The sequence below is a fragment of the Fibrobacter sp. genome (genome assembly GCF_017545445.1).
In the GTDB taxonomy this organism is placed as follows: domain Bacteria; phylum Fibrobacterota; class Fibrobacteria; order Fibrobacterales; family Fibrobacteraceae; genus Fibrobacter.
On record NZ_JAFWOM010000090.1, the window covers coordinates 33,405 to 49,423 of the forward strand.

General features: G+C 50.1%; 12 protein-coding genes. 10 read left to right on the forward strand and 2 right to left on the reverse strand.

Annotation, left to right across the window (positions count from 1 at the left end; genetic code table 11):
- Window positions 1-83: 83 nt before the first annotated feature.
- Both IKG78_RS10655 and IKG78_RS10660 read left to right on the forward strand, forming a co-directional pair.
- Entirely contained in the window at window positions 84-1,088 is a 1,005-nt protein-coding gene (locus IKG78_RS10655) for a hypothetical protein (protein WP_290943184.1), read from the forward strand.
- Window positions 1,089-1,104: 16 nt separating this feature from the next.
- Complete coding sequence (locus IKG78_RS10660; RefSeq protein ID WP_290943186.1) at window positions 1,105-1,932, forward strand: hypothetical protein; 828 nt, start codon at window positions 1,105-1,107, stop codon at window positions 1,930-1,932.
- Between the two features lie 324 nt (window positions 1,933-2,256).
- Here the strand turns inward: IKG78_RS10660 and gap are convergent, their stop codons facing one another.
- Window positions 2,257-3,267 carry a type I glyceraldehyde-3-phosphate dehydrogenase gene (gene gap / locus IKG78_RS10665; protein ID WP_290943188.1) on the reverse strand — a complete coding sequence of 337 codons (1,011 nt, stop codon included), beginning with the start codon at window positions 3,265-3,267 and terminating at the stop codon, window positions 2,257-2,259.
- A 190-nt stretch (window positions 3,268-3,457) separates the two neighbouring features.
- On the opposite strand from gap, the gene IKG78_RS10670 reads away from it, so the two are divergent.
- The gene (locus IKG78_RS10670; protein WP_290943190.1) at window positions 3,458-5,167 is read left to right on the forward strand and encodes a bifunctional indole-3-glycerol phosphate synthase/phosphoribosylanthranilate isomerase; all 1,710 of its coding nucleotides are present in this window, start codon (window positions 3,458-3,460) and stop codon (window positions 5,165-5,167) included.
- A gap of 373 nt (window positions 5,168-5,540) precedes the next feature.
- Here IKG78_RS10670 and IKG78_RS10675 read toward each other — a convergent pair whose 3' ends face one another.
- On the reverse strand, window positions 5,541-5,879 hold the full coding sequence (locus IKG78_RS10675; protein WP_290943192.1) for a hypothetical protein: 339 nt from the start codon (window positions 5,877-5,879) through the stop codon (window positions 5,541-5,543).
- A gap of 604 nt (window positions 5,880-6,483) precedes the next feature.
- Between IKG78_RS10675 and IKG78_RS10680 the strand changes: the two genes are divergently transcribed.
- The 7 genes from IKG78_RS10680 to IKG78_RS10710 form a co-directional block, all read left to right on the forward strand.
- The gene (locus IKG78_RS10680) at window positions 6,484-7,587 is read left to right on the forward strand and encodes a DHH family phosphoesterase (protein ID WP_290943194.1); all 1,104 of its coding nucleotides are present in this window, start codon (window positions 6,484-6,486) and stop codon (window positions 7,585-7,587) included.
- Between the two features lie 95 nt (window positions 7,588-7,682).
- Window positions 7,683-8,837 carry a DHH family phosphoesterase gene (locus IKG78_RS10685; protein ID WP_290943196.1) on the forward strand — a complete coding sequence of 385 codons (1,155 nt, stop codon included), beginning with the start codon at window positions 7,683-7,685 and terminating at the stop codon, window positions 8,835-8,837.
- 272 nt (window positions 8,838-9,109) lie between these two features.
- Window positions 9,110-10,384, forward strand: a complete 1,275-nt coding sequence (gene trpB / locus IKG78_RS10690) for a tryptophan synthase subunit beta (protein ID WP_290943198.1) — start codon at window positions 9,110-9,112, stop codon at window positions 10,382-10,384.
- A gap of 201 nt (window positions 10,385-10,585) precedes the next feature.
- Window positions 10,586-11,338 carry a tryptophan synthase subunit alpha gene (trpA, locus tag IKG78_RS10695; RefSeq protein WP_290943201.1) on the forward strand — a complete coding sequence of 251 codons (753 nt, stop codon included), beginning with the start codon at window positions 10,586-10,588 and terminating at the stop codon, window positions 11,336-11,338.
- Between the two features lie 281 nt (window positions 11,339-11,619).
- Entirely contained in the window at window positions 11,620-12,495 is an 876-nt protein-coding gene (locus IKG78_RS10700) for a hypothetical protein (RefSeq protein ID WP_290943203.1), read from the forward strand.
- Entirely contained in the window at window positions 12,492-13,859 is a 1,368-nt protein-coding gene (locus tag IKG78_RS10705) for a hypothetical protein (RefSeq protein WP_290943205.1), read from the forward strand. Before IKG78_RS10700 ends, IKG78_RS10705 begins: the two co-directional genes overlap by 4 nt.
- A 307-nt stretch (window positions 13,860-14,166) precedes the next feature.
- Window positions 14,167-16,019: aconitate hydratase (locus tag IKG78_RS10710; protein ID WP_290943207.1), on the forward strand; the 1,853-nt coding region annotated here is incomplete at its 3' end.

Sequence of the window (16,019 nt, forward strand, 5' to 3'; positions counted from 1 at the left end):
AACGGCACATCAAAAATTACCTATCCTACATGTTATACTCAAAAAAGTCATTAATTTTTTTATAAATTTGCATCATGGATTTAATGAAAAAACTTTCAGCAATTGCAATGTGCGCTCTTACGTGTTCGGCAGCAGAACTTGGCTATTTTACTAAACACGATGCAGGAAAAGAAGCTTTTTCATTTTTATCTACTTTTGACAGCCCCCGCAATGCGGCACTTGAAAAATCAGCAGCGGCACTACCCTCCACCGATCCGACCATCACGCAATTGAACCCTGCAGCAGTCACCATCGCGAGCGATAAAAAACGCGTCGCTGCATTCCACTGGCAAACTGGCGAATTCGCAGGCAACGTGGGAACGCTCTCATACACGACACAGTTCGACAAATACATCGTACAAGTTTCGTACAACTGGAGTTCCGTCGGCACTATCGAAGGTTATAACGAGCTAGGAGAACCCACCGGCAAAGAGTACAATCCGTACAGCCAGCTTGCAACCGCTACCGTAGCATTCCCGATGAAGCACATCCGCTTCGGTGCAACCATCAAATTTGCCTCGGACTTCTTGACCGACGAAAGCGGAGACCAAACGGCCATGGCAGCGGCATTTGACTGGGGCTTGACTTGGATGTCCGACACAAAAAACTATGGTTTTTCGTTTGTAGCAAGAGATTTCGGTGCCATGCTCCGCGGTTATGTCAAGAATAACGCAGACAAGTTTTACACACCATCGCAGACGTTCGCCTTTGGCGGATTCCTCAAGCCTCGCAGCGTTCCGCGTTTGACTTTGTTTGCCGAAACAGACTTTCCACGTTACGCAGAACCAGACTTGAACCTCGGCGCCGAATATGCTCTTGGCGAATTTTTCCGCATCCGCGGAGGTTTTACACGCACATGGCTTGACCTCTCCCGTGACATCAAGAGTCTTGCTTCCTCAGCAAGCAGGCCGGACGAGACAAACGAAAGCCGCTTATTCAGCCTTGGCCTTGGCTACACCTCTAGCCTGTTCGCTTTTGATTACGCGTTCTCCTACCTTGCCGAAAGCTTAGGCTACGAACATAGGCTCGGTCTCCGCGTTGAATTTTAACATTTCGAGATAAGCGATGCGGCAGTTCGATGTTTTTGTTTTTAGCGAGAGCTTTGACGAAAGCGACGAACAGCACCGGAACAAAATCCAACCACCATTCACGGACGCCGAACTCGGCTGGTTCTTTACAAACGATTGGAACAAGCATTTAAACGAAATTGAAGGGGAATGGGTCGTTTTTGCGCACCCGAGCATCAAGATAGACCGTGATTTTTTGAATAACGTTGCAGACGTCACGGATAGTTTTCCGATGGTCGATGCGTTCGCCCCGAGGATTCGCACACAATCACCCAACAGCCCCAAAACTCCCGCCAGCACAGGCAAAAGAAAATTTCTTAGCGGGTATCTGCTGAAACGACCGCTGAAAGGTTCCGGCTTTGTAGAGATCGACGAGAACGCGCCATTGCGTTATGTCGCAGCACCGCACCCGTACCTCGCCGTTTTTTCGAGACGCATCATCCAGCGCACTGGCGGATTCGACACGACACTCCCGGAAAACGCAAGGCTCGCGGACTACACGCTCCGCATGATGCATGCCGGCGGCAAGATGTTCTCTGTACCCTACTTAGTAGCTCAAGCAACAAACGACGATGCTGAAGCCATTGCGGGGAACATCAGCAAAGAAAATGCGTACGATCTCGCAGGAATGCTAGACCTCAACTCCACCGCAATTATTTTATCCAAAGCATTCGGATTAGAAGCATCCTTGCCGTTTGCACTCCACCACCCAAGCGTTATTCCAACACTACTGCGTAATCGCAAAGAGCGTAAGCAAAAACGCGAAGCCGCGACACTACTTTCAAAGTTGAAAGCAGATTTTTTGAAAGAAGTGGTTAGTGGTTAGGGACTAGACGAGAGACGAGAGACGAAAGAGGGAAACTTTTAGGCTCGTCATCCTGAACGAATGTGAAGGATCCAGTAAATTCTAGACATAACTGGATTCCTCATCCCTACGGGATTCTGAATGACGAGAAGCTAGGATTCGGGATAACAACCCCAGAAAGCCCCAATCCTTCCTACTGTCTACTTCCTACTGCCTACTGCGCCTTCGGCGCAAAAAAAAGAACCCCGTCATCAAGACGAGGTCCAAAAGATTTTCTAGCGGAGGTGCGGGAATCTATTTGCTTTTAGGCTGTTGCGCCCGCACCACTAACACTATTTAAAAATCTTACTTGGTGATCACGCGGGCCATTTCGCAAACCTTGTTGCTGTAGCCCCATTCGTTATCGTACCATGCGCAAACCTTCACGAAGGTCGGGTCGAGCTGGATGCCAGCCTTGACGTCGAAGATGGAAGTGCGAGCGTCGTTGCGGAAGTCCGTAGAAACGAGAGTTTCTTCGGTGTAACCGAGGATGCCCTTGAGTTCGCCTTCAGAAGCTTCCTTCATAGCAGCGCAGATTTCAGCATAGGTAGCCGGCTTTTCGAGTTCTGCAGTGAGGTCAACGAAGGACACGTCAGAAGTCGGAACGCGGAGAGACATACCAGTGAGCTTGCCATTGAGTTCCGGAAGAACCTTGCCCACAGCCTTTGCAGCACCCGTAGAAGACGGGATGATGTTTTCGAGGATGCCACGGCCACCGCGCCAGTCCTTCATGGACGGGCCGTCAACGGTCTTCTGAGTAGCAGTTGCAGCATGAACGGTGGTCATGAGGCCGCGCTTGATGCCGAACTTTTCGTGGAGAACCTTGGACATCGGAGCCAAGCAGTTCGTGGTGCAGGAAGCGTTAGAGATGATGTCCTGGCCAGCATAGGTCTTGTCGTTCACGCCATAGACGAACATCGGAGTTGCATCCTTGGACGGAGCAGACATGATGACCTTCTTGGCACCAGCGGTGATGTGCTTGCGAGCGAGTTCGTCGGTCAGGAAGAAGCCAGTGGATTCGACGACGACGTCAACACCGAGAGCACCCCAAGTGATGTTCAGCGGATCACGTTCAGCGAAGATCTGGATCTTGTTGCCATCAACGATGAGGTACTTCTTTTCGCCATCTTCGAAGGAAACTTCGTGCTTGAATGCGCCATGAACGGAGTCGTACTTGAGCATGTAAGCGAGATAGTCAACAGAGAGGAGGTCATTGATACCGACAACCTGAATGTCGTTAGAGAAGTTTTCCACAGCAGCGCGGAACACCATACGGCCGATACGACCGAAACCATTGATACCGAGTTTGAGAGCCATTATTGGATCCTTTTTTATATTGTGAAATGTTTGCACCCCCACACGGGGAACGCTCAACTGCAACCAAATCTATTAAAATTTTTTTTAATTGTCCACTCATTCAAATAAAAAATTAATCGAATTGGACTTTTTTTAAACGGATTTACCTAATTTTGTGATGCTCCCCCCGAACCGAAGAAAAGGAAAAAGTATGAGTGAAGACATTTTGGCTAAAATCGTACGGATGCGTCGCGAAGATATCGAACGACTCGGATTGAATTTCGGCATAGAAATCCCGAAAGCACGCCGCGTCGGTCATACGGAATTCCTCGGTAACGCAGGGGCGATTCTCGAAGTCAAGCGGGCATCGCCCTCCAAAGGCGATATCGCTCCCGATTTGGACCCGGTGGATTTAGCGAACACGTACGCCGAAGCTCATGCGCAAGCCGTTTCGGTGCTTACCGAAATGAACTTTTTCAAAGGTTCACTGCGCGATTTGATTGCAGTGGCAGATTTGATGGAGCGGAGACGCAAGCAAGGACAACACGCATGCGCGGTGCTCCGCAAGGATTTCCTCTTGTACGAAGATGAAATCGACATCGCCTACCGCTGCGGTGCCGACGCAGTTTTGCTCATCGCCCGCATTTTGAATGACGAACTGTTAATTAAGATGGCCAAACGCGCCCAAAGTTTTGACATGCAAGCATTTGTCGAAGTCCGTGAAACAGACGACTTGCGAAAGCTTAAACTCGTGACAGACGCACTCGGCGAAGGTGCTGCCAAGACCATCGTCGCTGGAGTCAATTCACGTGACCTCGCCACATTCCATACCGATCCGCTAGTTCCGGCAGGAATCCGCAACAAGCTCCCCGCCAAAGCCGTCTTTGAATCGGGCATCCACAGCGGCGCCGATGCCACCTATGCCCGCAGCCTCGGATTTACCGGCATCCTCGTCGGTGAAGCTGTCGCCAAGAATCCGCCGCTCGCAAAAGACGTTGTGAGTTCGTTCGAAGGCGGATGCGAAAACGCATGCGGCAAATTCTGGAAGGAATACGCCGAACGCCGTGATGCCAAAAGATTGTCCGCTAAGTTCCCTGAGCTTGCCGAAGGGAACGTGCGGCCTCATCCGCTTGTCAAAATCTGCGGCATCACCCGCGAAGAAGACGGTCTCCTTGCCGCAGAACTCGGCGCTGACATGCTTGGATTCGTGTTCAGCAAAACCAAACGCCTCACCACCGAAGAATTCGTTCGAAACTTCGCTGCAAAAATCCGTATGTGTCATCCTGAGCCCTTCGACAAGCTCAGGGACCTAAATAAGGTTGGTGAGCCTGTCGAACCACTACTCGTCGGTGTGATTACCGACCCCAATTCCGAAGAAGGCCAAACCGCCATCAAGCTCGCCCGCGAAGGCATCCTCGACGCAGTACAATTCCACGGGATTGCTCCCGCGCAATCGAACCTTGCATGTCATTGCTCTGTGAGCCATAACGACGGCGGTTCTCTTATGCGTGAGCAAGCTCCCGCGCAATCGAACCTTGCATGTCATTGCGAGCACGAAGTGCGAAGCAATCTCAATGCAGCCATTCCGCACTACTGCGCGGCCCGCGTTGGCGAAGATTCCGACTTCGAACAAGTGGCCACCCTCCGCAAAAATGGCGAACCCCGCGTTCTCCTCGATGCAAAAGTCGAAGGCATTCCCGGCGGCACAGGCAAGACAATCCCTGAATCGCTCCTCCGCGAAAAAGCAGGCGACATTCCGCTGTGGCTTGCAGGCGGCATCAATCCCGAAAACGTCGCGACAATCTGCGAAAAGTTCCACCCCGAACTCATTGACGTTTCAAGCGGCGTGGAAGACGCCCCCGGCATCAAGAATCACGACAAGATGCGAGCGCTGTTTGCGGCAATTTCCGCCGTGAAATAACATTCACAAAGCCGCAAAATGAAAATAGTCTCTCCGCCAAGGAGAGACTTTTTTATAGTTTATCAAGAACAATCACTCTTTTCCGTAGCACCATTTTCCGTTGGTTTTTATCGGATGATATTATATTGTAGCAGCGGAGCAGCCTACCAAGCGCAATAAAAAATTTACAATAAAACTTTACTAACCTATTGACAGACAACGAGTTACGATGTATATTGTTAAATGTAAAGGTGAAATCGGCAATCCACTCAAACCGCTTGCGGGAGGGGTTCCCGTAAAACGGAACGGATTTGCAGGTTTCATCAAGTGTTTAGCAAAATGGCTTCCGAAATTTCGGAAGCCTTATTTTTATGTGTTGTCCAATAAAAACGGATTACATTTCCTGCAAAGACGTGCATTGGTTCATAACGAATTCAAAAAGTTCATCCCTATTTTGATTCGTCATCGTTTTGTCATCCTTGTCGTTGTGGTAATTTTTCGTATAGCTCTTGTATTCCACAGTCGTGGCATCCACCCAAGTGTATTCTTCAACAAACTGGTACGAAGAATATTTAAACTTCCATACGTTATCTGTCTTGGCAAAGTTACAGCCCGCCGCCGGCAAGCCATCACCGCCGCCGCCACCACCAGCAGAAGAGCCTGAATCGCTGCCACAGGCCGTAAAGAGAGCCATCCCAATGGAAAGCGGAATTGCGAACAAAAGTTTCCTCATATTATACTCCTTTTTAGAATAGTTTAAATTGTTCGTATCAGCAAATTACAAAACAAGCTCCCCCAAAACAAAGTTGTGCATAATTTTTTTTCAAACCATTGATGCTTAAAACAATTACCATTAACGCTAAGATAATGTTGTAACAACATTTACAAGATGTCTGGATTGACTCAACGCCTCTACAGTTCTCAGAAGTTAAAATTTTATTACATAAATATTTCATTAATCTATTGACAGACAACGAGTTACAGTATATATTGATATACGTAAAGGTGAAATCGGTAATCCACTCAGACCGCTTGCGGGAGGGGTTCCCGTAAAACGGAACGGATTTACTGGTTTCATCAAGTGTTTGCAAATATGGCTTCCGGAACATACCGGAAGTCTTTTTTATTTTTCCACTAGCAGCAAAAAATTGGTATTTTTACGTCAGTCCAGTCAAATCTCAAATTTGCAATACAAGAAATAACTGGATCCTGCTCCTACGAACCTAAGAATTGTAAGCCAATAAATTGGCAACAATTCTATATCACGTCGTTCAGGATGACGAACGAACAAGTCTATTAACAGCCAAACGGTATAACAAAGCTTTTGAGGAAACTTCATGGACGCTACTCTTTGTTCCTGCGAAAAAATCTCGGCTGCAACCATATCCGATTGCAAGAGAAACTTTGAATTTACCGAAAGCATCGCAGCTATGGACTGGGGAAAAGGCACAACTTACGTATTCGGCCATAAAACTCCCGATGTCGATGCGGTCGCCTCGTCGTTAAGCTATGCCGCCCTCATGCGGACCTTGGGGCATAACGCCGTTGCAAAAGTATCCAGCCCCGTCAATCGCGAAACAGCCTTTATCGCAAAACGCCTCGGCTTTGAGCTCCCAGAGCTGATGAAATCCGTCGAACCCGGGACTCGCCTGATTCTCACCGACCACGCCGAATTTGCACAGTCCGTCGATGGGGCGAGAGAGGCAAAGATTCTCCAAATCATCGACCACCACACGCCAGGAAACATCGATACGATTTCGCCAAAACCTTACGTGCGGCGAGAACTCATAGGCGCGACTTGCACTCTCGTTTGGCTCCTTTACCAAGAAGCTGGATTCAAGATTGACGATAACGCAGCACGCGTCTTGTTCGCCGGAGTCCTCTCGGACACGAAGAATTTGACCAAAGTAAATACGACAAGCATCGACATCATCGTTTTGAACGAACTCGCAAAGCAACTCCATTTATCACTCGATAGCGTACAAAGTCTTTATCAAGAGATGTCCGCCGCCACACTCGATTACAGTGGCATGACAGACAAAGAAATTTTCCTCGACAATTACAAAGATTACGAAATCGAAGGTTTCAATATTGGAATTGCGAGTAGCGATTGGAGCGACTACGCCACGCAAAACGACTTTTTCAAAAAACAATTAGCAGTGATGCCCGAAATCGCACAGGATAAGAGACGCGACATGCTTTTTGCAAAGATAGACTCGCCCACTCTAGCCGCAGAACCAACTGAAAAAGGCAAACTTGTTCTAACGACAGCATCTTACATTCTCTATTACGGCAACGGCACAAATGCGGATTTCGCAAAGAAAATCGCCGAAACCGCCTTCGGAAAATCAATCACAGAAGGGATCTGCTTTTCCCAAACGCCATTGAACCGCAAAACGCATGTGGTGCCGATGATTACCGAAATCATCAAGAAAATGTAATTATTTCATAACACGTAACCTCAGAAATTTCATTTATCAAAATAAATTTACATTATTTTGTCAACTACGTAACAAAAATAAACTATTTTTGTAATATGAATAAACAAACTCTCTTCAACAACATCTTATCCCTTTGTCTCTCGGGCGCTCTTTTTTGCGCTTGCGGTGACAGCACTTCTTCGGACTCTAACAACGAAGGAGACGAATTCAAAAACACCATCAACGCCTTGGACTGGGGAACCGACACCACGTTCGTCATCGGGCACAAGACTCCCGATGTCGATGCAGTCACATCGGCTTTAAGCTACGCGGCACTCATGCGAGCCTTGGGCCACAACGCCGTAGCCAAAATTGTAAGCCCAATCAACCGTGAAACCGCCTACATCGTCGAAAAATTCGGCATCAAAGTCCCCGATGAGTTGAAATCCGTAAAAGCAGGCACTCGTCTCATCCTCACCGACCATGCCGAATCCGCACAGTCCGTCGAAGGAGTCAAAGAGGCTAAGATTCTCCAGATTATCGACCATCACGTTCCTGGCGACCTTGACGAAAAAGTCACCTCCGACACTTACGTGAACCGTCAAATTATCGGTTCCGCCTGCACTATCATTTGGGATCTCTACAAGAAGGCTGACGTCAAAATTGACGACGAAATGGCCAAGATTCTTTTGGCGGGCATCCTTTCTGACACGCGCAACTTGACCAAAGTCGCATCCTCGGCTTTAGATTCGTCTGCATGGAAAAGCCTTATCGAACAGCTCAAGATTTCCCCCGATAGCGTTGCCAAGCTCTCCCGCGAAATGAGCGACGCGTCGCACGATTACTACGGCATGACGGACAAGGAAATTTTCCTCTCCGACTACAAGGATTACGAAATTGAAGGCGTCAAAATCGGAATCGCAAGCAACGACTGGTATGTCGATTCGACCAAGAGCGACTTCTTTAAACGTCTCGCCGCCGTGATGCCCGAAATCGCCAAAGAAAAGAAGCGCGACATTCTCTTCACCAAGGTTGATGGTCACGACCCGAATCCGGATCCGGAAACCGCAGAAGAAATGCCGTTCATCGAAACGGGTTCTTATACCCTCGTTTACGCCACAAGCGGCAACGAAACCACCGCCAAGGAAATTGCCGAAAGCGCTTTCGGTGAACTTTTCAGCGAAGGTGTTTACTTCTCTGCCACAAAGTTAAGCCGCAAGTCGTTCATGGTTCCCAAAATTACGGAATACCTCGAAGGCAAGAAAAAATAAAACCACCCCTTGCCAAAATAAAATTCCATTCCTACATTTGTAGTATGAAGATGAACGCAGTAATCCGTTTCAACCGTTGGTGGTGGGGCTCTACGAAATAGAGTCCGGTTTGCTGATTTCATCAAGTGTTTGTAAAAGGCTTTCGGGACTCTCCGGAAGCCGATTTTTTTGGTTTCTGGACTCGCAGCGCCTCAGCAGGCATAGAGACTTTAACCCTTAACTAGATCCTTCGACTTCGGGCTCCGCCCATCGCTCAGGATGACAGAACAACAATGACCTCTACAACTTCTAACAACGGTTTCTTTGACAAGTTCGGCGGCAAGTACGTTGCCGAAATCATCCGCCGCCCGCTCGACGACCTCGAAGCGGCATTCAACAAGTACATCCACGATCCGGAATTTCTCGAAGAACTCCGCATCATCCAGCGCGACTACATTGGCCGCGAAACGCCGCTGTACTTTGCCCCGACCGCAACGGAACTGTTGGGCGGCGCACAGATTTACATCAAGCTGGAAGGTCTCGCCAACACGGGCGCCCACAAGATCAACAACGCTATCGGCCAGTGCCTACTTGCTAAGAAGATGGGCAAGACCCGCATCATCGCTGAAACAGGAGCCGGCCAGCACGGGCTTGCTACAGCCGCCGCTTGCGCAAAACTCGGCCTCGAATGCGTCGTCTATATGGGCGAAGTGGATGTCCGCCGTCAGCAACCGAACGTTGCCACCATGGAAATGTACGGTGCCAAGGTCGTGCCGGTCACAAGCGGTAGCCGCACACTCAAGGACGCCGTGAACGAAGCCATGCGCGACTGGGCCACGAATTTCAAGAACACGCATTACGTGCTGGGTTCCGCTCTCGGCCCAGCCCCATTCCCGGATATCGTCCGCACTTTCCAGTCCATCATTGGCGAAGAAGTGAAGCGCCAGGCCGCAGAACGCAACATCGACATTGCCGCGGTTGTCGCTTGCGTGGGTGGCGGTAGCAACTCCATCGGCGTGTTTACGCCGTTCATCAACGACAAAAACGTTCGCTTGATTGGTGCAGAAGCCGGTGGCGTAGGCCCGAACGTTGGTGAAAACGCAGCCCGCATGACGGGTAACGCCAGCCGCGAAGGCATCGTGCAGGGTTACAAGAGCCGTTTCCTCATTGACGAAGACGGTCAATCCATGCCGACGCGCTCCATTTCGGCAGGTCTCGACTACATGGGCATTGGCCCGCAGCTCGCCGCACTCGGTGAATCCGGCCGCGTGGAATTCACCGCGATTCTCGACAAGGAAGCATTGGAAGCGGTGAAGTTCTTCGCCCGTAACGAAGGGATTTTGTTCGCCCTCGAAAGCGCGCATGCCGGTGCCGCCGCCATGAAGATTGCGAAGGAGCTCCCGAAGGACAAGGCACTCGTCATCAACATGAGTGGCCGCGGCGACAAGGACATCTTTATCACGAGCCCCGTGTTCCGCCCCGAAAAGTGGAAAGAATTCCTGAAGGCAGAACTCAAGCGCCTCGACAACAACGAAGACATCCACGACGCGGAGATAATGAATAAGTAAACAGTGGTTAGTAAACAGTAAACAGGGATGAATTTAGTGATTAATAAGCAGCGGTTAAGCGTTTAGGCCATAAATAGGAATATAAAAGGAATGTTCTTATAGCAATCCTAACCACCAACCACTAATCACTAACCACTTTTAATTTATTTCCTAACAACTAATCACAGAAATCTAATCACTAACCACCAACCACTAGTCACTATGAATTTAATGTCTCACCTCATTGCCGGGTTTCCGGACGCAGAAACTTCTATCGCTATCGCCGACGCTCTCGTGAAGGGAGGCGCGAACATTCTTGAAATCCAGCTCGCCTTCAGCGACCCGAGCGCGGACGGTCCCGCCATCCAGACGGCCTCCACCATCGCTCTCGAAAAAGGCTACTCCACCAAGCAAGGGCTCGAAGTCGTGAAGAAGATTCACGAACGCCACCCTGAAACGCCGATTTACATCATGACTTACGGCTCCCTCGCTTTTACCCCCGGCGTCGAAAACTTCGTCAAAATGTGCAAGGACGCAGGCGTTTCCGCCTGCATCATTCCCGACCTTCCGTTCGACTGCGACGAAGGCCTCACCGAAGCTTGCAAGAAGCACGGCCTCGAAAACATCCCGGTCGCCGCTCCGAGCATGACGAAGGAACGTCTCGAAACGATGGCTTCCAAAGGATTCAAGTACATCTATGCAGCCCTCCGCGCAGGTACAACCGGTAGCGAAACCACGATTGACCAGGCGACGCTCGACTTTATCGACACCGTCGGTAAGGGTGGCGCGAAGGTGCTCGGCGGCTTTGGCATCCGCAACGGCGAACAGTCCAAGGTGCTTAGCAAACACGTATATGCCGTGGTGGCGGGTTCCGTTTTCGTGAACATCGTGCTTGCAAACGCAGACACCGCCGAAGGCCGCGCAAAAGCCATTGAAGAAATCGAGGCGAAGGCCAAGGAAATCGCCGGCAAGTAACAATATTCCGCTAAGAAATCCTTGTAAGGCGATTCCGCCACGGAACAAGTCCGGGGTGACAAAAAGGCCGGAATGACAACGCATATGAATTCGGCACTGGATCCTTCCCCTCTACGAGGGTCAGGATGACGGTTCTTAAAAGAGGTCGGGCCATCCGGCCTCTTTTTCTATTCATCTTCACAATAGACCATTCATCGTACAAATATCAGTCATTTGTCATAATTTACAGTTCCTTACCGTAAGACTTATTATTTTTTATTAGACTTTAGCTGAAAAACATTATGCGTAAAATCATTCTTTTAGTCATTATTTTTGCATGGGTAACCGCATGGGCTGAAGACGATGTCGTTTTAGCCCCCAGCTTTGCGCCCCCAGCTATGGCAGCAAAGCAGATTGCACCAGGCACGGAGTATCTTTTCACAATCGGCAACTCGCTTGGAGCCTGCGAACCCTCAAGCCCAACAACAATGCATTCCGACTTATGCCGAAGCGACCGCGAATACGGTGAAGATAAAATCAGCGGTTTCAACGCCCGCCTTGACATCAGCTTATACAGCATCATGTGGCCCAAAACAGAAAACACCGAAGGAGCAGAGAACTGGTACGGTCACACGTTTGGCGGCGGATTATTCTTGACCATGCATTACTCCATCCCGTTAGAAATTGGAGTCTCCCCCATCATCGTGCAATGGCTCGGCCCCATATACATTGGAGCCGCATACGACTTGTCATTCGGTCATTACTTTGGCTACAACAGGACTAGAAAAGGCAACGAAGTCTATTACACATACAACTTTGACGCAGGGGTCAGTACAAACAACATCTCCGGCTCGCTCAATTTAGGAGGCGGAACCATGTTTTTCATGAACAACCACGGTCTAGCCTTTGGCGCTCACGCCGGAATACGGCAATTGCACATCATCAATGCCGGCGAAAATCTTAAAGAATATCCAGCGACCCGATTTTCAAAAGGCTATAAATTAGATAAATGGATATTCTATTACGGTTTTGAATATGCCTCTTATTCAAATTTGCCTTTGCTGAAAGAAGCAAACCAAAAGCAGCACTTTTTCTCTATTATTTCATACGAAATGGGGCTTCATACAGAAACAAATCCTGTCATTTATTGGTCTTTGTCGTTTAGTTTACTCCTATGAAAAATATCTTAAATCATTGGATACGTTCTTTTTTAGCAATCGCATTGGCGATATTCCTTGCTAGTTGCAGCTCTATTACGCGTCCGCCTCCAGCAGCCGCTTTTATGGACAGCTATGGAAGAAACGAAGCTCTCAACAGCGCCAGTTTTGCATATTACGCAGGGCAACTAAAAAATGCCGTTCATGACGATGACGGTCACAACACTGAATGGTGGGGCGACGTATCCTTCGAAAGATTTATCAGCGGCAATTACTTCACTTTCGGATACGGACTGCAATCATTCACCCCCATCGTGCAAGCTGGTTTTGCATCCCCGTACTTCGGCATCACAGGATGGGGCAACGCATTCGCTATTTTGTACGCACCGATGCACGATTCCAGCACATTTTTCACCCGATATTCCGGCGGAGGAATGCTTATCGAGCAGATACCAATCAACGACAAATGGAAATTAGGTTTTACGCAACACTTGTCAAGGAACGGGCGCGAGATCGACAATGGCGGCAGACTCGGCAAGCTATGGATTCCGTATCCTGAGCCTAAATTCTATACAGAAGTTGGCGGAGGACTTTTCATAACCGGCCCTATTGGAGAAAAAGGCAAAATGTCATTTGAACTGCGTTATGGCAGAGACCTCGACGAAAAGCGTAACCGTTTTGCAATAACGATAGATTTTTGGGGATTTTCCTCGCCATTTTCACTCGGCGGAAATGACGAAATAAGGAAAGCGGCTGCAAAGAATCTTGAAAAAATGAAAAACATGAAAACAGCTACGATTGAGAGTCCCCAAACAGCAACGTTCACAGATGCACAAAAAAACGATTCTAAAACGACGAGTTCGCTAACAAATTCAAGCACGTTCACCACAACAGATATACTACACACGATAAAACGACGCTGGTTCCGTTTCAGCGACACCACTCAAACGATTTCAACCATATACCACCCCGTTAAAAACGTTACCGCAAGCACCACCAAGGGAATTTGTTACAATGAAAAAGACAATACCGTTTGGCTCAAGCAGGATTATGGCAAAATGTTGTACCAAGTATCCGCAGATTCAATTGACTATTGCCAAGAAATGGAACGCAAAAACCTTTGGGGTACCGCTATTTTAGAAGGCGTACTCGGAACACTTCTAGCGGGCACACTTACAGGGAGCCTCCCTGCAAGCATTGCGATAGGAGCCGGTTTTGGAACAGGATTTTGGGCACTTTTTAACTTTGGCTTTGATCCAGAAGAACTCGCCCCCAAAGTGTATCGCGAACTCTGTTCCGAGCAGCACACCAAAGAGCAAATTATCGAGTGGCTCAAGCAATACCCGTGCGGCGGAGATTTTAAGACGATAAAAATAAAAGAATAAAGCTTTCAATCCGGGGGCGTTGCGGGGGTGGCCCCCGCTGTGGGGGTCGTGTAAGACTTGCCCTAGACCCATTCGACTCCGTGCTTTGCACTCCGCTCAGGGTGACACAATGTACGCACGGAATGACACAGGGCAAGGCTGGAGCGAGGGGGAACCCTCCCCCCTTTTAACCTAAAATTTCTATCTTTTCAATTGAATCAATTCACAGGATTCTTCGCCCCCGTTTACCCTGAGCCTGCCGAAGGGCACAGGATGACTCCTTAAGAACGATCCTACAACCTAAAACCTATAACCTAAAACCTATCCTATGCTTTTTAATTTCGACATGATCCAGGCCACATACGCTCGCATTCCTGCACGCGTCGCTGTTGCCCGCAAGCAGCTTGGCCGCCCGCTCACTCTCGCCGAGAAGATTCTCTACAGCCACCTGATCGATGGCGCAGAAAACAGAACCTACAAGCGCGGCGCTGATTTTGCCGAATTCCATCCGGACCGCGTGGCCATGCAAGACGCAACTGCCCAGATGGCCCTCCTCCAGTTCACGACTGCAGGCAAGTCCCGCGTGGCCGTGCCGAGTTCCGTGCACTGCGACCACTTGATTATTGCTCGCGAAGGTGTCGAAAAGGACCTTCCGCGCGCCAAGGAAGAAAGCAAGGAAGTGTACGACTTCTTGCAGTCCGTCTCTGCCAAGTACGGCATTGACTGCTGGCTCCCGGGTGCAGGCATCATCCACCAGGTGGTGCTCGAAAACTATGCTTTCCCGGGCGGAATGATGATTGGTACCGACTCCCACACCGTGAACGCAGGCGGTCTCGGCATGCTCGCGATTGGCGTGGGCGGTGCAGACGCTGTCGATGCAATGGTCGGTCTCCCGTGGGAACTCAAGTACCCGAAGATGATCGGTGTGAAGCTCACTGGCAAGCTCCAGGGTTTTGCAACGGCTAAGGACATCATCCTCAAGCTCGCAGGCATCCTCACTGTTAAGGGTGGCACGAACGCTATTATCGAATACTTTGGCGAAGGCGCACGCAGCCTCTCCGCTACCGGCAAGGCAACAATTGCCAACATGGGTGCCGAAGTGGGCGCTACCTGCTCCACCTTCAGCTACGACGATTCCATGAGCCGTTACCTCCGCGCCACAGGCCGTGCCGACGTCGCCGATGCCGCCGACAAGATTGCCGCCGACCTCAAGGCCGACCCGGAAGTTGAAACCGAACCGGAAAAGTACTTTGACCGCGTTGTAGAAATCGACCTCAACACGCTCATTCCGCATTACAACGGCCCATTCAGCCCGGACCGTGCATTCGCCGTGACCGACATGGCAGAATCCCTCAAGGCCACCGAAACCAAGCCAGAATCTACGCCGGTCGTGAGCGCAGCCCTCATCGGTTCTTGCACGAACTCCAGCTACGAAGACCTCTACATGGCCGCGAACATGATCAAGCAGGCTCTCGCCAAGGGTCTTTCCCCGAAGTGCCCGCTCCTCATCAACCCGGGTTCCGAACAGGTGCGCTACACCGCCGAACGCGACGGCCTCATCGACTTGTTCAAGCAGTTCGGTGCAACCATCATGACGAACGCCTGCGGTCCTTGCATTGGCCGCTGGGACCGTGCCGGTGCCGACAAAAAGGAACTCAACACCATCGTCCACAGCTTTAACCGCAACTTCGCGAAGCGCGCCGACGGCAACCCGAACACGCACGCCTTTGTGGCTAGCCCGCTCATGGCCGTGATTGCAGCTCTCAGCGGCGACATCCGCTTCAACCCGATGACCGACACCCTCGTGAACAATGAAGGCAAGGCTGTGAAGCTTGATCCGCCGGAACAGTGCGAACTCCCGCCGAAGGGCTTCGAAGTCAAGGACGCCGGCAACCAGGCTCCGGCCGAAGACGGTTCCAAGATTACCGTTTCCATCAACCCCGAAAGCAAGCGCCTGCAGGCCCTCGCACCGTTCGCCGCCTGGGACGGCAAGGACATCGTGGGCGCCCCGCTCCTCATCAAGGCCAAGGGCAAGTGCACTACCGACCACATTTCTATGGCAGGTCCGTGGCTCAACTACCGCGGTCACCTCGAAAACATTTCGAACAACATGCTCATCGGCGCCGTGAACGCCTTCAACGGCGAAACGAACAAGGTCCTCTGCCAGTGCGGTGAATACAA